The 24181-nt window shown below is 65.5% G+C and carries 22 protein-coding genes; 11 read left to right on the forward strand and 11 right to left on the reverse strand.

Features of this window, described 5'->3' with window-relative positions:
- Positions 1 to 63: 63 nt before the first annotated feature.
- Positions 64 to 1728 carry an ABC-F family ATP-binding cassette domain-containing protein gene (locus BLU88_RS02165; protein ID WP_092009613.1) on the reverse strand — a complete coding sequence of 555 codons (1665 nt, stop codon included), beginning with the start codon at positions 1726 to 1728 and terminating at the stop codon, positions 64 to 66.
- A 304-nt stretch (positions 1729 to 2032) separates the two neighbouring features.
- Between BLU88_RS02165 and BLU88_RS02170 the strand changes: the two genes are divergently transcribed.
- Both BLU88_RS02170 and BLU88_RS02175 read left to right on the forward strand, forming a co-directional pair.
- Entirely contained in the window at positions 2033 to 2335 is a 303-nt protein-coding gene (locus tag BLU88_RS02170; RefSeq protein WP_092009615.1) for a DUF3311 domain-containing protein, read from the forward strand.
- Positions 2332 to 3846 (forward strand): sodium:solute symporter family protein, encoded by a 1515-nt coding sequence (locus BLU88_RS02175; RefSeq protein WP_092009617.1) that lies wholly within the window; start codon positions 2332 to 2334, stop codon positions 3844 to 3846. The genes BLU88_RS02170 and BLU88_RS02175 overlap by 4 nt, the downstream gene beginning before the upstream one ends.
- Positions 3847 to 3934: 88 nt before the next feature.
- Here the strand turns inward: BLU88_RS02175 and BLU88_RS02180 are convergent, their stop codons facing one another.
- Genes BLU88_RS02180 through BLU88_RS02190 form a run of 3 tightly spaced genes read right to left on the reverse strand, consistent with a single transcriptional unit; the run spans position 3935 to position 8117 of the window.
- Positions 3935 to 5140 carry an acyl-CoA dehydrogenase family protein gene (locus BLU88_RS02180; RefSeq protein ID WP_092009619.1) on the reverse strand — a complete coding sequence of 402 codons (1206 nt, stop codon included), beginning with the start codon at positions 5138 to 5140 and terminating at the stop codon, positions 3935 to 3937.
- On the reverse strand, positions 5140 to 6510 hold the full coding sequence (locus tag BLU88_RS02185) for a beta-ketoacyl-[acyl-carrier-protein] synthase family protein (protein ID WP_092009621.1): 1371 nt from the start codon (positions 6508 to 6510) through the stop codon (positions 5140 to 5142). Before BLU88_RS02185 ends, BLU88_RS02180 begins: the two co-directional genes overlap by 1 nt.
- Positions 6507 to 8117 carry a class I adenylate-forming enzyme family protein gene (locus BLU88_RS02190; protein ID WP_092009623.1) on the reverse strand — a complete coding sequence of 537 codons (1611 nt, stop codon included), beginning with the start codon at positions 8115 to 8117 and terminating at the stop codon, positions 6507 to 6509. The genes BLU88_RS02185 and BLU88_RS02190 overlap by 4 nt, the downstream gene beginning before the upstream one ends.
- A 162-nt stretch (positions 8118 to 8279) precedes the next feature.
- Between BLU88_RS02190 and BLU88_RS02195 the strand changes: the two genes are divergently transcribed.
- From BLU88_RS02195 to BLU88_RS02205, 3 genes are read left to right on the forward strand one after another with little or no spacing between them, the layout of a single operon-like run.
- A complete protein-coding gene (locus BLU88_RS02195; RefSeq protein ID WP_092009625.1) occupies positions 8280 to 8894 on the forward strand; it encodes a TetR/AcrR family transcriptional regulator in 615 nt (204 codons plus the stop codon).
- Positions 8891 to 9232, forward strand: a complete 342-nt coding sequence (locus BLU88_RS02200) for a DUF6204 family protein (RefSeq protein WP_092009628.1) — start codon at positions 8891 to 8893, stop codon at positions 9230 to 9232. Before BLU88_RS02195 ends, BLU88_RS02200 begins: the two co-directional genes overlap by 4 nt.
- On the forward strand, positions 9229 to 9666 hold the full coding sequence (locus BLU88_RS02205) for a MarR family winged helix-turn-helix transcriptional regulator (protein WP_092009630.1): 438 nt from the start codon (positions 9229 to 9231) through the stop codon (positions 9664 to 9666). The genes BLU88_RS02200 and BLU88_RS02205 overlap by 4 nt, the downstream gene beginning before the upstream one ends.
- A 101-nt stretch (positions 9667 to 9767) precedes the next feature.
- Here BLU88_RS02205 and BLU88_RS02210 read toward each other — a convergent pair whose 3' ends face one another.
- From BLU88_RS02210 to BLU88_RS02225, 4 genes are all read right to left on the reverse strand, one after another.
- Positions 9768 to 11162, reverse strand: a complete 1395-nt coding sequence (locus tag BLU88_RS02210) for an NAD-dependent succinate-semialdehyde dehydrogenase (RefSeq protein ID WP_092009632.1) — start codon at positions 11160 to 11162, stop codon at positions 9768 to 9770.
- 336 nt (positions 11163 to 11498) lie between these two features.
- Positions 11499 to 12977 (reverse strand): alanine/glycine:cation symporter family protein, encoded by a 1479-nt coding sequence (locus BLU88_RS02215; protein WP_092017062.1) that lies wholly within the window; start codon positions 12975 to 12977, stop codon positions 11499 to 11501.
- A 150-nt stretch (positions 12978 to 13127) separates the two neighbouring features.
- Positions 13128 to 15551, reverse strand: a complete 2424-nt coding sequence (locus BLU88_RS02220) for a transketolase-like TK C-terminal-containing protein (protein ID WP_092009634.1) — start codon at positions 15549 to 15551, stop codon at positions 13128 to 13130.
- 2 nt (positions 15552 to 15553) lie between these two features.
- Positions 15554 to 16570, reverse strand: a complete 1017-nt coding sequence (locus BLU88_RS02225) for a 1-aminocyclopropane-1-carboxylate deaminase (protein WP_092009636.1) — start codon at positions 16568 to 16570, stop codon at positions 15554 to 15556.
- A gap of 179 nt (positions 16571 to 16749) precedes the next feature.
- Between BLU88_RS02225 and BLU88_RS02230 the strand changes: the two genes are divergently transcribed.
- The 5 genes from BLU88_RS02230 to BLU88_RS02250 all read left to right on the forward strand — a co-directional run bounded on the left by BLU88_RS02230 (position 16750) and on the right by BLU88_RS02250 (position 20410).
- Complete coding sequence (locus BLU88_RS02230) at positions 16750 to 17409, forward strand: GntR family transcriptional regulator (RefSeq protein ID WP_092009638.1); 660 nt, start codon at positions 16750 to 16752, stop codon at positions 17407 to 17409.
- 50 nt (positions 17410 to 17459) lie between these two features.
- Positions 17460 to 17885, forward strand: a complete 426-nt coding sequence (locus BLU88_RS02235; protein WP_157688935.1) for an FCD domain-containing protein — start codon at positions 17460 to 17462, stop codon at positions 17883 to 17885.
- A gap of 463 nt (positions 17886 to 18348) precedes the next feature.
- On the forward strand, positions 18349 to 18963 hold the full coding sequence (locus BLU88_RS02240) for a DUF6230 family protein (protein ID WP_092009642.1): 615 nt from the start codon (positions 18349 to 18351) through the stop codon (positions 18961 to 18963).
- Positions 18963 to 19577: a DUF6114 domain-containing protein gene (locus BLU88_RS18345; protein WP_197678178.1), complete on the forward strand. Its 615-nt coding sequence runs from the start codon at positions 18963 to 18965 to the stop codon at positions 19575 to 19577. Before BLU88_RS02240 ends, BLU88_RS18345 begins: the two co-directional genes overlap by 1 nt.
- On the forward strand, positions 19574 to 20410 hold the full coding sequence (locus tag BLU88_RS02250) for a hypothetical protein (RefSeq protein ID WP_092009644.1): 837 nt from the start codon (positions 19574 to 19576) through the stop codon (positions 20408 to 20410). Before BLU88_RS18345 ends, BLU88_RS02250 begins: the two co-directional genes overlap by 4 nt.
- A 54-nt stretch (positions 20411 to 20464) precedes the next feature.
- Here BLU88_RS02250 and BLU88_RS02255 read toward each other — a convergent pair whose 3' ends face one another.
- From BLU88_RS02255 to BLU88_RS02265, 3 genes are all read right to left on the reverse strand, one after another.
- Positions 20465 to 22117, reverse strand: a complete 1653-nt coding sequence (locus BLU88_RS02255; RefSeq protein WP_092017064.1) for an alanine/glycine:cation symporter family protein — start codon at positions 22115 to 22117, stop codon at positions 20465 to 20467.
- Between the two features lie 126 nt (positions 22118 to 22243).
- Positions 22244 to 23011 (reverse strand): type 1 glutamine amidotransferase, encoded by a 768-nt coding sequence (locus BLU88_RS02260; RefSeq protein ID WP_092009646.1) that lies wholly within the window; start codon positions 23009 to 23011, stop codon positions 22244 to 22246.
- Positions 23012 to 23093: 82 nt separating this feature from the next.
- Positions 23094 to 23546: a DUF2871 domain-containing protein gene (locus tag BLU88_RS02265; RefSeq protein ID WP_092009648.1), complete on the reverse strand. Its 453-nt coding sequence runs from the start codon at positions 23544 to 23546 to the stop codon at positions 23094 to 23096.
- Positions 23547 to 23693: 147 nt separating this feature from the next.
- Here BLU88_RS02265 and BLU88_RS02270 point away from each other — a divergent pair, with 147 nt between their 5' ends.
- Entirely contained in the window at positions 23694 to 24179 is a 486-nt protein-coding gene (locus tag BLU88_RS02270; RefSeq protein WP_092009650.1) for a hypothetical protein, read from the forward strand.
- Positions 24180 to 24181 lie beyond the last annotated feature (2 nt).

The following is a 24181-nucleotide window of genomic DNA, read 5'->3' on the forward strand; positions in this document are numbered from 1 at the left end:
GACTTTTTCGAGTTTCGCGTTGACTGAGCGGAGGTGGACTCATATGCCGAGCGGCCCCGTCCCTCACCCGATGTCGACACGCGGCCAGTCCGCGAGATCCGCCAACATCTGCCGGTCGTGGGTGACGACGATGAGCGCCGCCGAGGCGGTTCCGAAGGATTCCGTGAGTTCGTCGACCAGCGAAGCAGACAGATGGTTCGTCGGCTCATCGAGGATGAGCACGTCGGGTTCGGCCGCCAGGCACATCGCCAGCTGGAGTCTGCGCCGCTGACCCTGCGAAAGCCGGTGAACCGGTGTCGTCGAGTCATCCGCCGAGAGCAGCCCGAGATCCTGCAGGGTGAGATCCTGCGAAGCGAGGTCACCAGACAGCGACGACCGTAGTGCATAGTCCTCGAACACCCGTGCGGCGGTGTCGTCGGCGTTCCATTCGGGGACCTCCTGACTGAGCAGCTCCACCCGTGCCTGCGGATGTCTGCGCACTTCTCCGGAACTCGGATCGAGACGGCCGGTGAGCACGTCGAGAAGCGTCGACTTGCCGGTGCCGTTCGCCCCGGTGACGAGCAACCGGTCACCAGGAGCGATGCTCAGAGACACCGTCTGCCTCATTCGCCCTTCGACGGTGACCGATTCCGCAGTCAACAGCGAGCCGCCCTCCGCTTCCCACCGCTCGGCATCGGAATCCGACACGTCCGGCCACTGCAGACGCAGGGGTGGTTCGGGCACTTCCACGGCGTGCCGTTCGAGGTCTTCGACGCGACGATTGAAGGCCTGCACGACGCCAGCGGTCCTCGTCGCACGAGTGTGCTTGCCGGTTCCCTTCGGTGGACGCCATCCCGTGCTCAACCGGGACCGGGCATCATCAGCAGCATCGGACAGTCGGGCGTGTTCGGCCGCCTCGGCGAGGTAGTCCTGCTCCCACTTCTCACGGTCCCGACGTTTCCCCTCCACCCATCCGCGGTAGCCGCCGGAGTAGTTCCGGGGGCGTCCGTCGCGGCTCGGGTCGAGATCGAGGAATTCGTCGGCGACATCGTGCAGCAGCGCCCTGTCGTGGCTGACCAGGGCGAATCCGCCGGGTCGGGTGCGCATTCGCTCGGTGAGGAACGCCAGTGACTGGGCGTCGAGGTGGTTCGTCGGTTCGTCGAGAAGCAGGATGTCGGTGCTCGAGCCGAGGACGACGGCCAGACGCACTCGATACCGCTGGCCGACCGAGAGGCTCGCGAGGCTCCGCGTCCGGTCCGAGCACGCGGAGAGTCCCGCCAGTGCCGTGTCGATGCGACGCTCACCGTCCCATGCGTCGAGGCGGGTCGCCCATTCGAGGGCGTGAGTGAAGGCCTCGTCTGCTCCGGGTTCTTCTCGTGCCATGGCCTCCCCGGCGGCGTCGAGAGCGGCCAGTGCGGCGTTCTCCTGGCGCAGGGATTCATTGATGAGGTCGGCGACTGTGCGGTTGCCATCGGCACCGAGGGCCTGTTCGAGCAGGGTGACGGTACCTGACCGCCTCAGCACTCCCCGGTCAGGAGGAAGCGTACCGGCGAGGACATGCAGCAGGGTCGTCTTGCCGCTGCCATTCTCACCGACGACGGCCAGTCGCGAACCGGCGGAGACCGTCAGGTCGAGGCCGGTGAGGATCTCGCGGTCGCCGCGCATGATGTGAATGTCGTCGGCGCGGATGTGTGCGGCAGATCCTGCGGACAGGTCGGTTTCGGGGGATGAAGATGTTGATTTCGGCATCGTGGTCTTTCAGCTCGTCGTGGAGCCGGACAGCACGAAGCCACCGTCCGGCGAGGGCCAGGACGGCGCACGAGATCGATGTGAAGGGGTCCCGCCGCCGTCAGCGGCGGCTGCGGAGCCTTCTGGAGGGCATACCGAAATTCATGGCATCGATTCTATCAATCACCGTCGAGCAGTGCGGCGGCGACCGGCGGCAGGACCATCCGGGTCCACACTTCGGACAGCTCTCACATCAGTGACCCACGACACTAACCTTGCCGAGGCCGCCGACCGGCTGCCCGTATCGAGAGAAGGAAGGTCGCACATGTCCCAAGCTGACGGTTCAGCCCCACCCGCACGGCCACCTCGGCGGCGGTTTTCGCTCTTCCTGCTCATTATCCCGGTCGTTCTCTACTCCCTCACCCCGATCGTGGCGAATTCGGTCGAGCCGCGCATCGCTGGCCTGCCCTTCGTCCTCGCCTATACGATCGCGGTCACGATCCTCACCTGGTCCTTCGTGTGGATGACCGCTCGCGGTGACCGGTACTACCGGCACGATCTGCCCGAGCACATCCCTTCCGATGTCGCATTCGGTGAGGACCACGAGATCGAGGAGGCCGGGAAATGAGCACCTCCGCGATCATCGCCTGCATCATCTTCGGCCTCGCAATGCTCGCGACCATCGGCATCGGCATCTGGTCCGGCCGCGGCCGGGAGAAGTCGCTCGACGAATGGTCGGTGTCCGGGCGCGGACTCGGCTTCGTCTTCATCCTGCTGCTCATGGCAGGCGAAACGTATACGAGCTTTTCGTTCCTCGGCACGGCCGGTTGGTCCTACTCCTACGGTGTGCCGATCCTCTACCTCATCGGGTACCTGAGCGTCGGTCTCGTCGTCGCCTACCTTGTCGGCCCACTGTTCTGGACCTATGCCGCCCGGCACAAGCTCGTCAGTCTCTCCGACATCGTCGAACACCGGTTCCGCTCGCGTGGGTTGGCGATCCTCGTGGCCGTCCTCGCGACGATCTTCATCGTCCCCTACATCCAGCTGCAGATCCAGGGCATGGGCGCGGTCGTCAACGCGATGAGCTACGGCGCGATCGACCTCAAGGTCGCCGCGATCCTCTCCTTCATCGTCGCCGAAGCGTTCATCCTCTTCTCCGGTCTGCGCGGTTCTGCCTGGGTCAGCGTACTCAAGGACGGACTGGTCATCCTCGCCGTGGCCTTCCTCGCGATCTACGTACCGCTGCACTATTTCGACGGACTGGCGCCGTTGCTCGATCGCCTCGTGGCCGAGAAATCCCAGTGGCTGAAGTTCCCCGGTGCCGGTGAGGGCATCTACGGAGGCGCATGGTTCATCTCGACAATCATCCTCAACGGGATCACGATCACCGTGTTCCCCACTTCGATCGCCGGCTATCTGTCGGGCACCTCGGCAAATGCTCTGCGACGCAACTCGATCATTCTGCCGTGGTATCAGCTGCTGCTCCTCGTGCCGATGATGGTTGGGGTGGCTGCACTCTTCGTCGTCCCTGCCCTCAAAGACGCCGACCTGGCCCTGTTCTCCGTGGTCATCGATTCCCTGCCCGCGCCGATCGTCGCGATCATCGGCGTCGCAGGCGCGCTCTCGGCGATCGTGCCGATGAGCGTATACATGCTCTCGATCGGCTCGATGTGGGGACGGACTGTTTTGGGCGGCGGCTTGGCTGGACCGAAGAACGCCGCTTCGATGACGCCTGAGCAGCTGAACGCACGGGGCCTGCGGCAGAAGACCTTGTCCCAGTGGGTGTGCCTGGCCGTCGGCATCATCGCCCTGATCATGAGCCTGCTCATGCCGGATGCGCTCGTCGAACTATCCGTGCTCAGCTATGAGGGACTCGCCCAGGTCGTACCGGCCGCGCTGCTATCCCTGTACTGGCCGCGCATGAGCAAGCAGGCAGCAGCTGCAGGGCTCGTCGTCGGCTCCGTCGTCATGGTCGCCCTCCACTACACGGGACTCGACCCGCTGCTCGGAATCAACGGCGGCCTGTGGGCAGTCGCGGCGAACCTCATCGTGGTCGTGGCGGTCACGCTGGTGAAACCGGACCCGCGGTGGGTGCCGTCAGCTCAGCGGCAGACACGCACCGAGGCGGCGGCTTTGTAGGTGCGAGTTCCTCGATCAACGCGAAACTCAAAAAGGTCGTCGCCAGTGACGTCTTTTCCGAGTTTCGCATTGACTGAGCAAGGCGACCTCACCCGTCGAGCAGTGCAGCCGCGTACATCGGGCGGGCGGCGTCGGCGCTCGGCGGGTGGAAGAGTCCCGCCGTGGCGTCGCGGAAGAGGCGGGAGAGTTCGTGCTTGTTGCCGAACCCGCTGCCGCTCGTGCACATGAGCGCGGCCTCGGCATTGCGGCGGGCCGCCTCGGCGGACTTGATCCTCGCCCCCACCAGGCGCAGCGGCCAACCGGAACCATGGTCGATGAGGTCATCGAAGTCCCGGGCGTAGGCGTCGATCATCGCTGTCACGGGCATGAGGTCGAGGTGCGCATCGGCCAGGCGAGTCCTGGCCTCGGGCACCTCGGCGAAGCTGACTCCGGCCTTCGCGGACTTCCTCCGGTGCAGTCCGGCGGCACCCAACTCGAGTGCCCGGGCAGCGACTCCGGCATAGACGGCGGCGATGAGCAGCTGGAAGTTGCTCGTGATCGCGAAGGTGATCAGGTCAGGGTGCTTGCCGGCGCGGATGACGCGTGAGACCCGTTCGGGTTTCATCGGCACGTGGTCGAGGATCGTCGCCCGAGACTGAGAGGCCCGCATTCCCAGCACATCCCAGTCGTCGGAGACCGTGATCCCGGGTGCATCGCGTTCGATGAATCCGTAGACGAGTTCGCCCTCGGCCGGCTCTCCCGCATCGGGGCCGGCGATCCCGCCGTCGTCGGAGGTCACGGCGCCGTGGACGATGAGTCTGGTCCACACGGGCGAGAGCGAGGTGAAGATCTTCACTCCGGTCAGTTCGTATCCGCCGTCGGCCGTCGGCACCGCCTCGGTATTCGATCCCTGCAGAACCCAGTCGTTCGACGGCTCCGAGATGCCGAAAGCGAAGATCTCACCGGCCATGACCTCGTCGAACACCCAGTTTAGCGAGTCGTCACCGCGGTCGGCCATCGCCTTGACCACACCGGTGGTCATGAGGTGCATGTTGATCGCGAGCGACGTTGCCGGCGCCGCCGAGGCCAACCGCTGCTGCAGTCGGGTGACCTCGAACAGGCTCAGCCCGGGTCCGCCGTGGGATTCGGGCACGAAGAGGGTGAGATAGCCGAGCTCCTTGAGTTCGGCGAGATCCTCGTCGAAGAATCGGTTCTCGCGGTCATAGACGTCGGCTCGTTCGCGGAATCGTTCGAGCACATCATCGGGCAGGTACCGCGCGGCGAGTTCGCTCACGCGTGTCTCACGGTCGGTCATCATCTCTCCTTCGTCGAGGCCTCGGTCGCGTCTGCTGAGGGTGCGGCGGATTCCGCGGTGCGGCGCAGGATGATCGCGCCGTTGTGCCCGCCGAAGCCGAACGACGTCGACAGCACAGTGTCCACGGCCGCCTCGGCGAGGTCCGGTCCACCACTTATCTCGCGGGCATGACCTGCGACGATATCCCATTCGGGGAACTCGTTGTCATCGAGGTTGAGCGTCGGGGGCAGCGTCTGATCGCGCAGCGTCATGGTCGCGAGGATCGCTTCGACGACCCCTGATGCTCCAAGGAGGTGGCCTGTCGTCGATTTCGTGGCCGAGATCGGGATCGTTCGTCCGACCTCCCCCAGGGCGGCGTCGAAGGCCGCGAGTTCGGCGCGGTCGCCGGCCGGTGTGCCCGTGGCGTGGGCGTTGATGTGGTCGATATCGCCGGGCTCCAGCCCTGCGTCGCTCAGGGCCTGGACCACCGCCGAGGCGGCTCCCCGTCCCTGCGGATGCGGATTCGTCGGGTGGTGGGCATCGCTGGCGGCGCCGAATCCGGCAAGCTCGGCCAGGGGCCTCGCCCCACGTGAGGCCGCCGAATCGGCGGATTCGAGGAGGATCGCGGCCGCGCCCTGGCTCATGACGAAGCCGTTGCGGGCCTGGTCGAAGGGTCGGCTGGCGGCGGTCGGATCGCCTTCGAATCCGGCGGCGAGCGCGCGCATGTTCGCGTTCGAGGCGAGATTGACCGGGCCGAGGCAGTCTTCCATGCCGACGACGAGTACGGCGTCGGCGTAGCCGTGGCGGATGCGGCGCATCGCCTCGCCGAGGCCGATCGCCCCTGAAGCACACGTCGCTGAGACCCCCTGCCCGGGCCCACGCAGGTCGAAGCGCTGGCTGATGAGCGCGGCCGCGGAATCCGGTGCACCGTGGATGGACAGGGTCAGCGGCACGGACCTGGGGCCGCCCGCATCGAGGGCACGGGTGGCCTCCTGCATGGCGTCGACGGGCCCGGAACCGGTGGCGGCGATGACGGCCACGCGGTCGCGGTCCCACGGCAGCTCCTCGGCCGGGGCGGGGATTCCCGCGTGGTTGAGCGCCTGGTCGGCGGCGGCGATGGCCCAGTGCTGGACGGGGCTCAGCCTGCGAGCGAGTGCCCGAGGCAGGATCGCCTCGGCGTCGAATTCGGTGATCTGCCCGCCGATCCGCACTGCAAGGTCATCGAACTGCTCACCCGCGAGGACGTCGATGGCGCTGATGCCGCCCCGCACAGACTGCCAGAGGGCTTCGGGATCCTGGCTGCCCGGGGTGATGGCGCCGAGTCCGGTGATGACGACGTCGCGCGCGCCGTGCTGATGGCCGCTGTGCTGGTTGCCCTGGGAAGCGTTCACAGTCGCTGTGCCTTTCCGCTCATGACCAGGTCAACGGTTTCGTGGCGTCGAATCTTCCCGCCGACGGTCCGCGGCAGCTGGTCGAGTAAGTAGAACCGTCGGGGCACGAATTGCGGGGCCAGCTTCGCCCGGGCGCGGTCGAGCAGTGCGGCCTTATCGGACATGCCCGAGTTCCCGGGCCCGCCGTCGGAAGCGGAACCCGGTTCGATGACGAGGGCGACGATGCTGCCGAGACTGTCGTCGGGCAGTGCGATCGCGCAGACCTCGCCGAGGCGGCCCTGGCCCGACCGCCGATCCCCGCGGTCGATTTCTTCGAAGGCTCGCTCGACCTCGGGCAGGGACACCTTGTGTCCTCCGGTGATCGCGATGTCGCCGGCCCGTCCGGCGAGCTGGAGGAGTCCGTTCTCGATCCGTCCCTGGTCACCGACCGTGGCCCAGCCGTCGGGGCGCCGCAGCTGAGCATCGGTGGTGCCGGTGACATAGCCGTCGGAGCAGGCGGCGGCCCTGATCCAGACCGTGCCGATGACTCCGTCGGGCAGGCGGGCACCGGATTCGTCGCGGATGTCGACGCCGATGGTGTCGTAGATCGAGATCCAGGTGCCGTCGCCGTCACGGCTGTCGCCGATGAACCCGATCTCGGCTGCACCGTAGTAGCTGATCAGACGGGTGTCGGGGAGGACGTCGGCGAGTGCCGAACGGATGGATGCCGGCAGGTTCGCTCCCCCGGTGACGACGAGGTCGAGACCGCGGAAGCGGGCTGGCGTTCGGCGGGCCGCCTCGGCGAGGGCCTTGACCACGGCGGGCACGGCGACGATGCGGGTGATGGCTTCGTCGGTGATGCGCGAGCCCATAGTGAAAGGGTCGAAATCATCGGCGACGTGGACGCTGCCGCCGGTGGCGAGGCTTTCGATGACGGCGTAGAGGGTGAGGCTGTAGGACACGGGGCCCGGTGCCAGGGTGGCCACCCCGGGGAAAGGTTCGAGGTGAGCCGAGGACACGTCCACGTTGTCGCGGTACTGCTGGCGGGTTTTGATGAAGGCCTTCGGGTTGCTCGTCGTGCCGGAGGAGAAGAGCATAAGGAAAGGCTCGGACGGCTCGCGGACGGTCGGCGGTGCGGTGTCGACGGGATCGACGGCGGCCTCGCAGGCATGGAGCTCGGCTGCGGTGATGACGGTTCCGGTCCAGCCGGCGGCGGCGAGCGCCTCGGCGAGGACGCCCGAGTCGCTGATGACGAGGCCGATTCCCGTGGTCGTGATGACTCCGACCTGGTGGCTCAGCGGCCAGCGGGGGTCGATGGTGGCCGAGACCGCGCGAAAGCCGGCGAGGCCCGCGATGATGCGGGAGGTCTCGAGCGCCGAGGTGAGGCTGACTGCCGTGATCGGGATGTCGCGGGTTTCGGGAGCAGGAGTCGGCGGGGCGGTCTGAGCGCTATGTAGGGCGTCGACGGCGGCGAACAACGTACGCGAATCTCGGGCGAGCTGCGCGTAGGTGAGGGAGTGTGTGCCCTCTGCGCCCGCCCTGCTCTCGGCTTCGCTAGGGCTTCCCACCAGGGCTGATCGGTCCGGATCGGCGGCCGCGACCTCGAGGATCCTCGATGTGATGGGCATGTCCGTCCTCCTCGAACTCGTTGCTCGCGGGCCCGACTCCGGGCACCGATCCTCAGTATAGGAGCGACGCTGACGGCTTCGAGAGTCAGAAGGAGGACTGTCTGCTTCCATCCGATCCACATACTTTGCAGTATTCAAATACATCAGTGTATACTGAATTCAATGACCTCAGCACCGCGGCGCATGACGCGCAGGGAAAGTCAGGAAGCGACCCGTCGGCGACTCATCGAATCGGCGATTTCGCTCTTCGCCGACCACGGGGTGCGAGCAACCGCTCTCATCGCTGTCGCGGAGAACGCCGGATTCAGTCGCGGCGCAGTCCACGGGAACTTCTCCGACAAGGACGAGCTCGCCGCCGAGGTCGTGCAGTTCATCGTCGAGGACCTCGGACCCGAACTCACCCGAGCGCTCCACTCGCCGGGGTCAGCCAACGACCGGCTCGCGGCCTATATCTCCACGCACATCGATTACTGTCGTCGCGAACCGACTCGAGCCGCAGCCATCATCGCGGCGGTGGGCTACCTCAGCAGGCCCGCCGCGGCAGCGTCACACGGCCAACCCTATGGTCAGCGTGCGGCCGAATCCGTCACCGATCTCGTGACTCTCTTCGAGGAAGGACAGCGTCGCGGCGAGATGCGCGACTTCGACCCGACCACGATGGCTCTGTCCCTGCGCTCGGTCCTCGACGCAGCCGTGCCCACCCATCCTGGCATCGAGACTCACGAGATCGTCGCCCTGTTCGACCACGCCACCCGACTCGAGGAGACCACTTCATGACCTGGAATTTCCGCATCACCGTTCGCGGCCGCTTCTCCGGACTCGACGAGGAGCAGCGCCTCAGCCTCCGGGCGGCACAGGACGACCACGACATGCTCTCCGCGAGCTTCTCTCCCGAGGGAACGTTCCTCTACACGCCCGAACTCGTGAACTATCAGCACCGATACCTGGTCACCAGCGACGAGGCGGACCGCGATGATGCCGAAACACTGGCGGGCATCCGAGCCGAGGAACTCTCCGCCGCTGATCTCGCCTCGCGCGGCCTGGGCGGAACGACCATGAGTGTCTCTGCCGTGTGCGTCGAAGACTTCAAGGTGCGCCCGAGGGCCCGCCGATGAGTTCAGAGAGCCCGAACCAGGATTCCCCAGACTCACCGCACCTCGAAGACGCCCTCGCCCTGGTCTCGGCGGCGAGTTCCCTCGATTCCGCGATCGGCGCCGCACTCTCACGTGTGGGGCTCAGCTTCACAGACCTCCGCCGGCTGCGGTTCATCGGCGCACGACCTCAAGGACTCAACCGCGAGGACCTCGCCGAGGCGATGGGCGAGACGCGGTCGCAGACCATCCGCTCAGGCGGTCCCCTCGTCAAACTCGGCTGGCTCTCGCGCGCAGAGTCCGGTGAGTTCGTCCTCACCGAAAGCGGACGCCACCTGATCGATCAGGCCGAGGGCATCGCCGAGAAGGCAGCTGCCCGCTGGTTCACCGACTCCGGACTCAGTCCGACAGAGGTGACCGCGAGCCTGCGACCGGACCGTTCGCCTTCATCGAAGTGAGGGACAGGACAGCAAAAACGGGCTGAGCGTCGAGACACGCGTGCGCAAACACGCTTCTCGACACTCAGCCCGTATACCGACGGACGAGGCTCAGCCGCCTATCAGTCAGCCACGTAGTACATGCGCTTATTGACGAACTCGTCCATGCCGTAGGGGCCGAGCTCGCGACCGAAGCCCGAGCGCTTGGTGCCGCCGAACGGGATCTCGGCACCTTCACCGGCCGGGGTGTTGACGTTCGACATGCCGACGTCGAGGCGCTGCGCGAGCTTCGCGGCGCGCTCCTCGTCCTTGGCGAACACGGCGCCGCCGAGGCCGAAGCGCGAGTCATTGGCCAGGGCCAGAGCCTCGTCGTCGCTGCTGACCTTGTACACGGTGGCCACAGGGCCGAAGAGCTCCTCGCGGTAGGCGTCCATCTCCGAGGTGACTCCGGTGAGCACGGCCGGGGTGACATAGGCCGAGCCGTCGGTGGCGAGTTCGCCGCCGACGAGGGTCGCACCCTGCTCGACGGCGCGGTCGAGCTGCTTGCGCAGGTTCTCGGCGGCCGAACGCGAGGACAGGGGCGAGTACTTGCCGTCGCCCGCCTCGGCAGGGGTGCCCTTCTCCCAGGACTGGGCGCGTTCAGTCAGCCCGGACACGAAGTCGTCGTAGATATCGTCCATGACGATCATCCGCTTGTTCGCGTTGCAGACCTGGCCGGTGTTGTACAGGCGGGTGCCCCACGCGGTGTCGACGGCCTCGTTCATGTCATCGGTGTCGAGGATGATGTAGGGGTCGGAGCCGCCGAGCTCGAGCACGGCCTTCTTCAGATACTTGCCCGCGGTCGCAGCCACGGCCGATCCTGCGCGCTCAGAACCGGTCAGGGACACGCCCTCGACACGGTCGTCGGCGATGATCGTCTCGATCTGCTCGTGGGTGGCGTAGATGTTGGTGTACACGCCGTCAGGGACACCGGCCTCCTTCATGAGCTCGGCGATCTTCGCCGAGGAGCGGGGGCAGATCTCCGCGTGCTTGAGGATGATCGTGTTGCCGAGCACGAGGTTCGGTGCAGCGAAGCGGGCGACCTGGTAGTAGGGGAAGTTCCAGGGCATGATGCCCAGCAGCGGGCCGACGGGGCGGCGCTGGATGAAGGCTTTGCCGCCCGACATCGATTCGATCGGCTCATCGGCAGCGAATTTCGATCCGTTGTCGGCGTAGTAGTTGAAGATCGCCTCGCAGAACTCGGCCTCTTCCTCACCCTCGGCGGTGGGCTTGCCCATCTCCTCGGCGATGATCTTCGCAAGTTCTTCCTTGCGCTCACCGAAGAGAGCAGCGACCTTGTTGACGATCACAGCGCGTTCCTCGATCGTCTTCTCACGCCATTCGAGGTAGCCCTTGTGTGCGGATTCGAGGACCTGCTGGACCTCTTCGTCGGTGGCATTGTCGAACTTCTCGACGACTTCACCGGTGGCCGGGTTCTCGACACGGTAGCCGCCTGCAGCACTGCCTACGTTGCTCATTCCAGACTCCTTTGACTTGTGCGCCTGTTGGCGCCGCTGAAGCAATTGCATACCTCTTCGCCGTCCGAATCGACGGAATACGTATGCCTGCCACCCACGCTATCAATACGTGACTCGCGCAACAAGTGCCTAAACCTGGGGGATTCATCAGTTCCGAACCGCCGGGACCACCATCGCCAAGGTGGTACGGATTCCGAATTCGATGCGACGGATTCCGTATGGCCGGCTCGGCCCGGCAACGCCAGCCTGAAAGCGAACCGGCCGCCCCACGAAGGAGCGGCCGCACCGACGAGGACAGGGTCGACCGGAACTCGGTCTGCCGCCTCGGCGAAGTGATCAGTCGAAGCGACGGGAGGAGCCTATGACGTCGCCGGCCTTCCACTCGGCCCAGCCGGGCTGGTCGACCATGAACGATTCGATCGTGTCCTTGTCCGCCCGCAGCTGCGGGTCGTGCTTGAGATAATACTTCGTCTCCCGTGCGATGAGGCCCGAGAGGATGAGGATGCCGAGCAGGTTCGGCAGGGCCATGAGGCCGTTCATCACGTCCGAGAAGTTCCACACCGGCTCGAGTTCGGTGGTGCAGCCGATGAAGACGACGAGGGAGAAGACGATGCGGAACGGCAGGACTCCGCGCCGGCCGACGAGGCGCTCGACGTTGCGGTCACCGTAGTACGACCATCCGAGCAGCGTGGAGAAAGCGAAGAGGACGATGCCGAGCGTGACGACCCAGTGACCCCAGTGGCCGGGCAGACCGTGGGAGAAGGCCTCACCGGTCATGAGCGCGGCAGAGATCTGCTCTCCGGTCTCCGGGTCGATCTCGTCCCAGGTGCCGGTCGCGATGATCGTCAGGCCCGTGAAGCTGACGACGATGATCGTGTCAATGAAAGTCTGCGTCATCGACACCAGTCCCTGACGCACCGGGTGCGAGGTCTTCGCCGCGGCGGCTGCGATCGGAGCCGAACCGAGACCCGACTCGTTCGAGAACAGACCGCGGGCGACACCCATCTGGACGACGACGATGATCGCCGAGCCCGCGAATCCGCCCACCGCCGAGGTTCCGGTGAAGGCTTCGGTGAAGATCTGCGCGAAGGCCGACGGCAGGGCACCGATGTTCGCGATGAGGATGTAGATCGCGCCGAGGACGTAGAAGACGATCATGATCGGCACCAGTCCGGCCGTAACTCGGCCGATGGATTTGATCCCGCCGACGAGGACGACGAGCGTGAGAACCGTGAGCACCGCTCCGGTGGCCCAGGCGGGGACCGACCAACTCGACTCCACATTCGCCGCGATCGAGTTGCCCTGCGTCATATTGCCGATGCCGAAGCAGGCGAGCACCGCGAAGATCGCGAACATCAGCCCCAGAACCTTGCCGAAGGGGCCCTTGATCCCCCTCTCGAGGTAGTACTGCGGGCCGCCGGACTTCTCACCGGCGTCATCGGTGCCGCGGAAGCGCACGGCGAGGAAACCTTCGGCATACTTCGTGACCATGCCGAGCAGACCTGTCATCCACATCCAGAACAGAGCCCCGGGTCCACCGATGCCGATGGCAGTGGCCACACCGACGATATTGCCGGTTCCGACAGTCGCCGCCAACGCCGTGGTCAGGGCCTGGAACTGCGAGATGTCGCCCTCGGACCCGGCGTCCTTGCGTTTGAGGATGCCCAGGTTCAGCGCCGGCAGCAGCTTGGTGAACTGCAGACCGCCGAGTCGGAACGTCAGGTACAGCCCCGTGCCGAGCAGGAGCGGGATGAGCAGGAACGGGCCCCAGACGAAGCCGCTGATCGAGGCCAAGAGCTCGGTGAGAGCGTCCATCACGGTCACATCACTTTCCAACGTCGATCGACGAAGTGACTGAAGTCATAAGCAGTACGTTTTCTGACTGTACCCCATGAATTGTCTGTAAAGATTTCACAAGGTTGCGATCCCATATCGTTCTCGGATCCGCCGGCGTCGTTCGCGGACTCACCGCCCGACGAGGTCGAGCCCGGCACGCACGATCGAGTCCGTGTCGATCCCGTGGATCTCGTGGGCCTCCCCCACCGAGGAGGCCTGACCGAAGTCGGTGACCCCGAGGTTCCGTATGCGATCCCCGCGCACTCCCGACAGGAACGCGAGAGCATGCGGGTGTCCGTCTAGGACGGTGACCAGCGGAGCCGGATGCTCCGCGGGGAAGAGCTCGTCGGCAATGGCCGAGCGGTGGCTGGCACGGACCTGCGCCCGCTCCTGCATCGACCGGAAGACCTTCGACGGTGAGCTCAGGCAGACGATTCCTACCCGGATCCCCAGGGCTTCCAACCGGGCCGCCGCCGCGATCACCTCGGTCATGATGGCCCCGACCCCGACGAGCGTGACCTCGTCCTCGGCGGCCGATCTGGCCGAGAGCCGGTAGCCGCCGGCGATGACCTGGTCACGGCGGCGCTCCCGCAGCAGCGGGTCCGCGGGAATCCCCGCGAGATCCTGCTCCACCGGCCTCGTCGTCAGCCGGAAGTAGGCGGAGTCGCCCTCCGGAGCGGCAAGCTCGCGCAGCGCCTCGAGCAGAGTCCACTCGAGGTCCTGGGCGAAGGCGGGCTCCCAGCTCGTCAGGCCCGGGATCTCCAGGGTCACCGAAGGTGTGTTGAACGACTGGTGTGCCCCACCCTCGGGCGCGAGCGTCACACCCGCGGGAGTGCCGACCACGATCGAACGCCCACCCGCGTAGAGGCTGAACGTCCACGGTTCCAGGGCCCGGTTGATGAAGGGATCGTAGATGGTTGCGATCGGCAGCAGCGGCTGTCCCCACCGCTGTCCGACAGACCCGAGCTCTCCGGCCAGGGAGACGAGATTGACCTCGGCGATGCCGAGCTCGATGTGCTGACCGCTCGCTCCCTCCTGCCAGCGCAGCACGCGTTCGCGGTCGTCGGCGAACCAGTCATGACGGCCAGCCGGAGACCAGATCCCCGTCTTGTTGATCCATCCGCCGAGGTTCGTCGAGGTCGCAACGTCCGGAGACAGGGTCACGACCCGCTGCGCCACCTCGGGGGCGACGTGCTTGAGATCGGAGAGGAACCGACCGAGTGCGGCCTGCGTGGAGATCGTCGGCCGCGGGGTGAAGCCCAGTTCGGCGGGCACCTCGGCCACAGCGTGGTCGGTGATCGGCTCCCGACGCAGACGCTGCGCGGTCTCGGCACAGAATCGGCCGGCGGGAGTTTCGGGCGCGAAAGCGACCCACGGATCGTCCAGATCCATCCCCGAGGCGGCCGCGAGCTCGCGCATCTGCGTCTCGGTCAGCTGCGCGGCATGGTTGCCGGGATGCCCCTCCGTGGCCAGACCCTTGCCCTTGATCGTATAGGCGAAGACGACCGTCGGCCGATCGTCGTCGATGGCGTCGAACGTCGAGATGAGCTGACCGAGATCATGTCCGCCCAGGTCACGGATGAGGGAGGCGAGATCGTCCGCGTCGAAGTCGTCGATGATCGCGGACAGGGCGGCCGCCTCGGTGTCGGTGAGCCCCGAGAGCAGCCGGTCGTGGATCTCGGACGGGTGGGCACGCAGCAGCCGCTGGTATTCGGGGTTGGGCATCTGCACGAGCCGGTCCTTGAGCGCCCCGCCGCCGGGCGCCGCGAACACGGCTTCGAGTCGGCGCCCCCACGGGCAGGTGAGCACCTGCCAGCCGGCGGCATCGAACATGCCCTGCAGGCGGCGGATCTGAACGTCGGGAATGACCCGATCGAGCGACTGACGGTTGAGATCGACGATCCACACGATCTCGCCGAGGCTGCGCACCTCCGGATCGATGATCGCCTCCCATACCGCCCCCTCGTCCATCTCAGCGTCGCCGAGCAGGGAGTAGAAGCGGCCGGCTTCCGGGGTTTCGGGGAACCGATCGGAGACGTAGCGGTGGGACAGCGCCGCCCAGATCGGGGCGGTCGCACCGATGCCCACGGACCCGGTGGAGAAGTCCACCGTGTCCGGGTCCTTCGTCCGGGACGGATAGGGCTGGAGTCCCCCACGGCTGCGCAGCGTATCGAGGTATTCTTCGCCGAGGTCGCCGAGCAGATAGTTGATCGCATGGAGGACCGGCGAGGCATGCGGTTTGACCGAGACGCGGTCGATCGAACGCAATCGGGTGAACCACAGTGCCGTCATGATCCCGGTCATCGAGGCCGACGACGACTGGTGGCCGCCGACCTTGACCCCGTCCGGATTGATCCTCCCCCGGTTGGCGCGGTCGATGATCGACGTCGCCAGCCACAGCACCCGCTGGGCGATCTCGTCGAGCACCTCCTCGTCGCCGGAGGCCGAGGCCCGCAGCGGACGGTCGTTCGCCCCCGGCGGGCTGACCTGAAGGGAGGTCTCGAATTGGTGGCGGTCCGTGTCCTGAGCGCTCGGTTCCTGTGCGGTCGTCATCGTCAGAAGATAGAGGAGTAGGCGTTGAGGGCGAGCTGTCCGCCGAGGTGGGCGTAGAGGACGGTCGAGTCCTTGCCGATCGTGCCGTCTCCAACGAGGTCGAGGAGCCCTGCCATCGACTTGCCCTCGTAGACGGGGTCGAGGATGACGCCTTCGAGCTGGGCGGTGGTGCGGATCGCGTTCACGGTCGTCTCGTCGGGGATGCCGTATGCCGGGCCTTCCCAACCGGTGCGGATATCGACCTCGTCATCGGTGATCTCACGCCCGAGGCCGATGAGTTCGGCAGTGGTGTTCGCGATCCTCTTCACCTGGTCGCGGGTCTTCTCGATCGTGGCCGAGGCATCGATGCCGATGACCTTGCGCTTCGGTCCGCCAGCGGCTTCGAGGGCCGCGAATCCGGCGATCATTCCGGCGTGCGTCGAGCCGGTCACGGCGCACACGACGATGGTGTCGAAGAAGACGCCAAGTTCCTTCTCCTGTTCGGCGACTTCATACGCCCAATTCGCAAAGCCGAGTCCGCCGAACTTGTGCTCGGAGGCGCCGGCCGGGATCGGGTAGGGCGCGCCGCCGGCTTCTTCGACCTCGGCCAGGGCGTTCTCCCAGCTCGAGCGGATGCCGATGTCGAATCCGGCCGAGTCGAGGCGGACGTCGGCTCCCATGATGCGCGAGAGTTCGATGTTGCCGACCTTGTCGTTGACCGGGTCCTCCCAGTCGACCCAGCGTTCCTGCACGAGGCGCGCCTTCAGTCCCAGGTGAGCGGCGACGGCGGCGACCTGGCGGGTGTGGTTGGACTGGTAGCCGCCGATCGAGACGAGGGTGTCCGCACCCGAGGCGAGGACGTCGGGCACGATGTACTCGAGCTTGCGGGTCTTGTTGCCTCCGAAGGCGAGTCCGGAGTTGACGTCTTCCCGTTTGGCCCAGACGCGGGCCCCGCCGAGGTGGTCGCTCAGTCGCGGGAGTTCGTGCACGGGGCTCGGCCCGAAGGTGAGTGGATAGCGTTCGAAGTCGGTGATGGCCATGGTGTCCTCTGTTCTCTGAAGCGTTCGCTTCGGGGCGATCGCTCTCTCGTGCGATGTGTCCTGGATCGCATCCAGTGATATGCAATATATTGCATTCTGCTGATGGTTACAATGGGGTCAGAGTTCGAGTCCCATCCCGCGGGACGAGACCTACCCACTCAGAGACAAGGTGACCGAGCGTGCCGATCCCCACGGATTCCCCCGCCCCGCCGCGCAGCCTGCTGCGCGATGACGTCTATCGGTCGATCCGCGACGCCATCGTCCGCGGCCAGCTCGCCCCGGGGGAACAGCTGCGCGATCAGGAGCTCGGCGCCTGGCTCCAGGTGTCCAGAACGCCCGTGCGCGAGGCACTCCAACGGTTGGCGCAGGCCGGACTCGTCGTGGCGGAGCCGGGCCGGATGACGCGCGTGGCCCCAGAGGATCCGGAACTCATCCTCGCAGCCCGGCAGATCGCCGCCGAACTCCACGGTCTGGCGATCGACCTCGCCTTCCCCGCTCTCGACGAAGCGGCACTCGACCAGATGGAGCGGGCGAATGACCGATTGGGCGCGGCCCTCGCCGCCGGCGACGCCGAGGCGGCCATCGCGGCCGATGACGACTTCCACGAGGTGGCTCTCAATCGATCCGGCAATCCCCTCATCCCCGAGCACCTCGAGGTCGTCACCGCCACGCTCCGCCGTGCAGAGTTCCTCCACTTCGAATCGGTGAAGGGATCGGCCTCACCGGAACAGCACACCGAGATCATCGCCGCCGTCCGGGCTGGTGAGCATGCACATGCCGTCGCACTGACGCGCGCGAACTGGTCGACGATCGAGGGAGATGCGCCTCACGAGGCCTGAGTCACACGACTCGGCACCCCTGCATCCGCGTTCATATTGCTAGTCATCTGATGACTTGTATCAGAACCCTCACCACGCATGACGGCGAGCGCAGCCATCGAATCAACATTCCGCGCGACTATGTGCCCATCGACCTCGCGGCGGCCATCGAACTCCTCGGCGCCCGCATCGCCGTCGAACCCGGCATCGCCGAGCTCGCTCGCGCTTCGGGCAACCGCGCGTTGCACGAGATGCTCGTGTCCCTGCTGGCCATCCACTCCCGCACCCAGCAGGCGGCGCGCACAAGCTACGACCGCCTGCGCGACCACGACGAACACGCGGACATCCTCGATGCGGTCCGTCGCGGCTACGGCCTCGAAGCCTCCCACCGCACTCGCAAACACCTCGAGGCGATCAAGGCCGCCGTCCTCGCCGACTGGACCGACGACGCGGACCAGGCAGAAGAGACGGACCTCACCGAAGGTCCCCAGCGATGAGCCATCCGATACCCGCGCCGGGCACTGGTCCCGCGCCGAATGCAGGAGGGCAGGATTCGAACCCGAGGTCCGCGCGGAAGCGCCCGGACTCCGCGGATCATCGCCCTGCGTGCGGCTCTCGCCGCTGAGTTCTGAATGCTGAGTTTTGAAAGTTTTGTTCATTCGCCGCCCCGGGTCGGCTTTCGTCATCCGCCCCCGAGCCTCCGAGCCGTCGAGCGCGGGCCGAGCCTGGGGCCGAGTTACCTCGACTACGTCCCCTGATCTGGAATGATGTCATCTCATCCGATGTAACAGGTAAGCTTTGCAGGCCGTTGCACGACCGACCGGACTCTACCCCGCGAGGACGCCGTCGACTTAAGATGTTGACGCTCAAACTTCACCCGCGATACTGTCGGGTAACACCCCGTAGTAACTTACATCACACGCTGATGCCGACCGTGCCGTCGGTGGTCAAGGAGGATCAATGAAGTTCCGCAATCCCAGCCTCATCCGCAGGCTCGTCTCATCTCACGCCGGTCGCATCGCCATGGTCGCGATTCCCACCGGCGTCGTCTCGGCCATACTCATGGGCGGAGTGGCACAAGGCGCGGTCCCGGTCTCGTTCGCCATCTCCGGCACTCAGTTCAAGATCGCCTCGACCGAGCTCAACGGAACCGGATTCTCCCAGTACAGCGGTGTCGCGAAGGACGCAGAAGGCGGCAAGCACGCTGTCGTCACCGCGAACATCAAGGACGCGACTCTGGAGAACCTCTGCCAGTCGGCCGTCCAGGAGACGCCTCTGGGCAAGGTGGGCATCCTCATCAAGGCCGGCGGCAAGGGCACACCCGCCTCGGCGAAAGACCTGCAGATCGGCATGACCGGCCTCGAGGGCGATGCCGAGTTCAAGAACATCCGCATCGGCGTCGACGCCTCCGATGTCAACACGAAGGCCAAGGGCAGCAAGGGCGACTTCGCCCAGGACTCCGACACCATCAACATCAAGGGCCTCAAGCAGGACTCCTGGTCGACCACGGCTTCGGTCTTCACCCTCAAGGACATGTCGCTGAAGCTCACCGACGGATCTGAGACGTGCGACTGATGAGGGACTCAGCAGCCAACGGGCAGCCGACCGATGGACGGGGGGCCGCCGAACAGGAGGACACCGTGCAGAAGACGAGCCTGCTTGCGCTGTCCCGGCGAAGTCGACGTGCCGATGAGCGGAGCGACCATTCCGAATCCGGCGTCGAGACGGCAGAATTCGCCGTCCCGACGCCGGAGGCGGGGGACGCTGACAGCAGCGAGGGGGCCGAGATGACCGAAGGCGCCGAGAAACGCCGGGGCTTCAGACACTGGCGTCGGCAGCGTCCATTCATCGGGGGCGTGCTGGCAGTCCTCGGAGGAATCGAACTGTTCTTCTCCGGACAGCTCGACCTCGGCAACATGCAGATCCAGTTCGGCATCGAGGGACTGCAGGCGACTGTCGTCCCGATCGCCATCGTCGTCCTCGCCCTGCTGTCGATCTTCCGACCTACGCACCATCTGTTCTACGGGATCATCTGCCTCGTCCTCGCAGTCTATTCACTCATCGGAGTGAACCTCGGCGGGTTCATCATCGGAATGCTGCTGTCCACCATCGGAGCGATCCTCGTGGTCGCATGGATGGGACCGCGCGGACCGAAGGAGTCCGAAGCCGCTGAGGGGGAGACTGCATGAGGGTACCCAGCCGCCGCACGGCCTCGATCCTGGCGGCAGCTGTCCTGATCCTCCCGATGACTCTCGGGGCGGGATCGGTTACAGCCGCCCAGTCGTCACCGCTGTGCTCACTCGTGGGCACATGCGATGACGATGATTCCACCAAGTCCGAAGACCGCGCACCCGCGGACGACGTGTCGCCCGGAATGCCGGTGAAGCCAAGCGATCCACCGACCTCAGATCCCACAGTGCCCGCACCGGATCCCACGGATGAACCGAGCGGGGAGCCGACGGACGAACCGTCCGAAGAACCCACCGACCCCGGCGGTCTGGGGCTCGATGAGCCCAGCGATGATCCGACCGAGGACGAGGATTCGGAGGAAGAGGGCACCGTCGAGTTCCCGTCCGATGCACAGATGGATGAGAACGCGCCGGTCTTCACGAAGACTCCGGCCGCAATGGGCTCGGACGGCCTTTCGTTCAAAGGGCTGAAGAGCATCTCCTTCGTCTCAGTTCCCACCGCTGACGGCGGAAGCATTGTGGTGCTGAAGATCCGAGCCGACGAGATCAAGATCACCGGCTTCTCACTCACGGTTCGACCCCCCGAGGAGCACGAAGGGCTGGTGACGAAGGCCGACACGATGACGCTCAGTGGCGATGTCACTACCTACATCGGTTCGATCACCGCCACGACGAAGGACGGAAAGTCGCTGACCATCGGGCCGGAGACCCCTCCGCCCATGGACGACGTCGAGCCCGGACTGCTGCGAGTGACGATGGGACTCGTCGGATCCACCGCCGATTCGATCACCTACACGAACACCGATCAGAAACTCAAGGAAGTCGAAGACTGATCGTGCGATGAGACGGTGAGCTCACCGAGGCGGAAAGGCCCGAAGGCCGCGGACTCAGTCCGCGGCCTTCTCGCGTTCCCGCTTCTTCCGACGAAGGGTATCGCGCACTTCACGAAGCTTGTCGCGTTTGCGCCTGCGCCCCGCCTCGGCGGCCCTGATCTGCTCCGGGGTGGGCTCATGGTCGCCCATCCCGACCTGGAGCTCGACGGGACTGATCTCCCGCATGACGCCGACATCGATCTTCGTACGCAGCCGCAGGACTTCAAGTCGGAGGATGCGGGCCAGGAAGTAGACGCCGAGCAGATTCGGGAATGCCATGAGGAAGAAGATCGCGTCGGAGAAGGCGATGACCGAATCGAGCGACATCGAGGCGCCGACGATGACGGCGAGGATCCAGAACACCTGGTAGGCCTTGTCAGCGACCTTCGAGTTCTTCGTCAGATACCCCAGCGCCTGCTGACCGTAGTATCCGTAGGCGAGGATCGTCGAGAAGGCGAAGAGCACCACGGCGATGGTGAGCAGGATCGGGAACCAGCCCGACACTGTGGCGAACGCCTGCGCCGTCAGGCCGATACCGTCCTCGGTGCTCTCGGAGTAGAGACCGGTGGTGATGATCGCCAGCGAAGTCAGAGTGCAGATGATGACGGAGTCGATGAGGGGCTCCCACATCGCCACGAATCCTTCCGTGGCAGGCTTCGTCGTCTTCGACGCAGCATGGGCCATACCGGCCGACCCGATGCCGGCCGCGTTGGAGAACAGCGCCCGCTGGATGCCGACGATCGCCACGCCCACGGCACCTCCGGCGACTCCGCTGGGGCTGAAGGCTCCCGTGAACATGAGCGTGAAGGCATGTGGGATCCGTCCGGCATTGAGGACGAGGATGACGATGATCGAGACGAAGTAGAGGATCGCCATGAGCGGAGTCAGCTTCGATGTCCACTGTCCGATCTTCTTGATCCCGCCGAGGATGACCAGAGCGGTGAGGGCGGCGATGATCGCTCCGATGAGCCAGAGTTTGTCAGCGAAGAAGCTCGACTCGCTGCCGGTGGCTCGGACGATGATCGCGGCCGCCTGATTCGCCTGGAACAGATTGCCGGCGCCGATGACACCGAGCACGGCGGTGAGGGCATAGAATCCGGCGAGGAACTTCCCGAGCTTGGGCCGACCGATCTCGGCCAGCCCCGCCCGCAGATAGTACATCGGTCCGCCGGAGACTGTACCGTCTTCGTTGATCTGCCGATATTTCACGCCGAGTGTCGCCTCAGCCATCTTCACGGTCATGGCGAAGAAGCCGAAGATGATGATCCACAGAGCTGCGCCGGGACCGCCGATCGTGATCGCCACAGCCACACCGGCGATGTTGCCCAATCCGACGGTGCCCGAGAGTTCGGTAGCGAGCGCCTGGAAGCTCGAAACCTGCCCCGGGTCCGTCTTTCGCGTGAAGCGGCCGCGGATGATGCCGATGGAGTATCGGAGTCCGGTGATCGGCTGGAAGCGGAGGTAGAAGGTGAGGAAGACAGCGGCGGCCATGAGCCACACGACGATGAGCGGGATGCCGAGCGAGCCGATCTGCAGTTCGAAGAAGACGATACTGCTGAAGGCCTGTGCCGCGGGCCCGAGGAACGATTCGATGGCTTCATCGACTCCGGCGGTGACGAGGTCGGGCTCGACTGCGGTCTGGGCGAGATGTTCAGTTGTGAAAGTCATATCTGCGGGTGCGAGATTGCCTTTCGTCCGGAGGGTTGGTCCGGGACCGGCACCCGTGATCAACCTAACAATCGTCAAGCCTATTTTCAGATTTCACTCAGATAAAGGCCTCCGTTCACAGGATTCTCACATGGAAATCCGCGACACCGAGGATCGGTTCCGCACCGCATGCCGGCTCTCCAGGAATTCCACGAAGGACCGAGCCAACCGTCTACCGTTGTCGACGAGAGCGGAGTCGTGAGCCTCGACCTCGGCGATGATCGAAGCCTCGGTCTTGCCGGCCGGCAGGGAGAGATCGTTGCCGTCCAGCCAGCGGGCGATCTGCGTGGCATCGGTCTCCGGATGGAACTGGGTGCCCCACGCGAACTCGCCGAGGCGGAAGGCCTGGACCGGAGCATCGGAGCCGGTCACGAGCAAGTCTGCCCCGGTGGGCAGTGCCATCTCCTCCTGGTGGAAGAGCACCGACGGCAGACTCCGACCGGCCAGTGATCCGAAGACGGAGTCGGATTCCCCCGCCGAGGTGGCGCTGAGTTCGTAGGTCCCGATCTGCGGGTGCGCACGGCGGGTAATCGGAGCATCGCCTGCGACGGCGAGCATCTCCCCGCCGAGGCAGATGTTGAGACTGGGGAACTCCCCACCGATCGATCGGCGAAGCAGGTCCCTGACCTCGGGAAACCACGGATTCTCCACATCCTCGGTGGGTCCGGCGGATCCGCCGAGGACGATGAGCGCATCGAACGAGCCGCGTTCCGGGATCGCTTCACCGAGGTACGGGCGGGTCACCACCACCTCGGCGCCGGCGTCGACCAGCCACTCACCGAACCGCTGCGGTCCGGTGCCACGTTCGTGCTCGATGGCGAGGATGCGCACTCGGCGCGGGGAATCACTGCTCATGCCACCATTGTCACCCACCAGTCGGAATTCCTGAGGCAGCGCGGCCCCTATTCCAGCCGGCCGGTCCCGGCGACCGCGCCGATCAGCGTGACAGCGAAGTCGCCTCGGCGGCACCGGACTCAGCCTTATCTGCGGCGACCTTCTTCCGCAGGGCGAGGAAGAACAGGACGAGGCTGACGGACAGGGCGATGTGACCGAGGCCGGCGATTCCGGCGATCATGGCGTTCGACTCTTCGCCGAGGACGGTGAGCGAGCCGTGCCAGACCATCACCCCCGCAGTGAGGATCACACCGACGTTGTAGAGCCAGAAGAACCACGAGAACAGCTTCGTGCCGGAGAGTCCGAACACCTTGTCGAGGGCGAGAACGATGAGGAGGACGATGAAGCCGAGTGTGAGCAGGTGGGTGTGGACGACGCCGAGCTGCGTGAACTCACCCGAGGGGAAGTCATTGGCCTTGGTGAACTCGCGGTAGAACAGTCCCGAGACGACGCCGATGATCATGTACGTGAAAGCTGCATTGAATATCTTCTTCATGCTTCCACTTCATCAGCGCGCGAGCGCGGTTTCCTGACCCACAGGATTGAACTGCATCCCCAACTTTCGATTGATGTTCCATCACACAGGGTCCTGATTCCCCGAAACATGAGTTCCGGAGACCGTGATCCCGCTAGCCTGGAATGCATGCCCATGGAGAATATGCTCGCTAAGATCGACCGCCTCGCCGGGGGCAGGAAAGCCGGCATCGTCGTGCCCGCAGAGGGCCTCAAGCACCCGAGGACGAAACGTGCCTTCGCGTGGATCACCTGGCTGCTCGTATTCGAGCTCGCGCTCGGGTTCGGAGCCGTGGTCTTTGCAATGCTCATCGCCACGGCCGGCGAATCGGTGCCGTTCGCCGTGTGGATGCGAACGATCGTCGTCCTCGGCATGACAGTGACCCTCTTCTACTTCTTCTGGCGCGCCACCAAGGGCTTCTACTGGGGGTACCAGCGGCTGCGCCTGTTCACGCAGATCTTCCCCGTCATCACCCTCGTCATGGCCGCGATCCCGGGCCTCTATCCGGTGTGGATGATCACCGAGCAGATCGTGTTCAGCCTGGTCATGATCGGCGTCGGCGACTTCCTCACCGGCGATCACCTGCGCGAGGTGTTCCGCAAGCCCCACGACTGAGT

This window comes from Brevibacterium siliguriense, assembly GCF_900105315.1.
In the GTDB taxonomy this organism is placed as follows: domain Bacteria; phylum Actinomycetota; class Actinomycetes; order Actinomycetales; family Brevibacteriaceae; genus Brevibacterium; species Brevibacterium siliguriense.

Coding starts and splice junctions, on each gene's coding strand:
- BLU88_RS02170 (WP_092009615.1), top strand. CDS start 2,033: ATGTCCCAAGCTGACGGTTCAGCCCCACCCGCACGGCCACCTCGGCGG.
- BLU88_RS02220 (WP_092009634.1), bottom strand. CDS start 15,551: ATGACGACCGCACAGGAACCGAGCGCTCAGGACACGGACCGCCACCAA.
- BLU88_RS02215 (WP_092017062.1), bottom strand. CDS start 12,977: ATGGACGCTCTCACCGAGCTCTTGGCCTCGATCAGCGGCTTCGTCTGG.
- BLU88_RS02260 (WP_092009646.1), bottom strand. CDS start 23,011: ATGAGCAGTGATTCCCCGCGCCGAGTGCGCATCCTCGCCATCGAGCAC.
- BLU88_RS02205 (WP_092009630.1), top strand. CDS start 9,229: ATGAGTTCAGAGAGCCCGAACCAGGATTCCCCAGACTCACCGCACCTC.
- BLU88_RS02210 (WP_092009632.1), bottom strand. CDS start 11,162: ATGAGCAACGTAGGCAGTGCTGCAGGCGGCTACCGTGTCGAGAACCCG.
- BLU88_RS02270 (WP_092009650.1), top strand. CDS start 23,694: ATGCCCATGGAGAATATGCTCGCTAAGATCGACCGCCTCGCCGGGGGC.
- BLU88_RS02225 (WP_092009636.1), bottom strand. CDS start 16,570: ATGGCCATCACCGACTTCGAACGCTATCCACTCACCTTCGGGCCGAGC.
- BLU88_RS02240 (WP_092009642.1), top strand. CDS start 18,349: ATGAAGTTCCGCAATCCCAGCCTCATCCGCAGGCTCGTCTCATCTCAC.
- BLU88_RS02180 (WP_092009619.1), bottom strand. CDS start 5,140: ATGACCGACCGTGAGACACGCGTGAGCGAACTCGCCGCGCGGTACCTG.
- BLU88_RS02165 (WP_092009613.1), bottom strand. CDS start 1,728: ATGCCGAAATCAACATCTTCATCCCCCGAAACCGACCTGTCCGCAGGA.
- BLU88_RS02265 (WP_092009648.1), bottom strand. CDS start 23,546: ATGAAGAAGATATTCAATGCAGCTTTCACGTACATGATCATCGGCGTC.
- BLU88_RS02235 (WP_157688935.1), top strand. CDS start 17,460: ATGACTTGTATCAGAACCCTCACCACGCATGACGGCGAGCGCAGCCAT.
- BLU88_RS02200 (WP_092009628.1), top strand. CDS start 8,891: ATGACCTGGAATTTCCGCATCACCGTTCGCGGCCGCTTCTCCGGACTC.
- BLU88_RS02195 (WP_092009625.1), top strand. CDS start 8,280: ATGACCTCAGCACCGCGGCGCATGACGCGCAGGGAAAGTCAGGAAGCG.
- BLU88_RS02255 (WP_092017064.1), bottom strand. CDS start 22,117: ATGACTTTCACAACTGAACATCTCGCCCAGACCGCAGTCGAGCCCGAC.
- BLU88_RS18345 (WP_197678178.1), top strand. CDS start 18,963: ATGAGGGACTCAGCAGCCAACGGGCAGCCGACCGATGGACGGGGGGCC.
- BLU88_RS02190 (WP_092009623.1), bottom strand. CDS start 8,117: ATGCCCATCACATCGAGGATCCTCGAGGTCGCGGCCGCCGATCCGGAC.
- BLU88_RS02175 (WP_092009617.1), top strand. CDS start 2,332: ATGAGCACCTCCGCGATCATCGCCTGCATCATCTTCGGCCTCGCAATG.
- BLU88_RS02250 (WP_092009644.1), top strand. CDS start 19,574: ATGAGGGTACCCAGCCGCCGCACGGCCTCGATCCTGGCGGCAGCTGTC.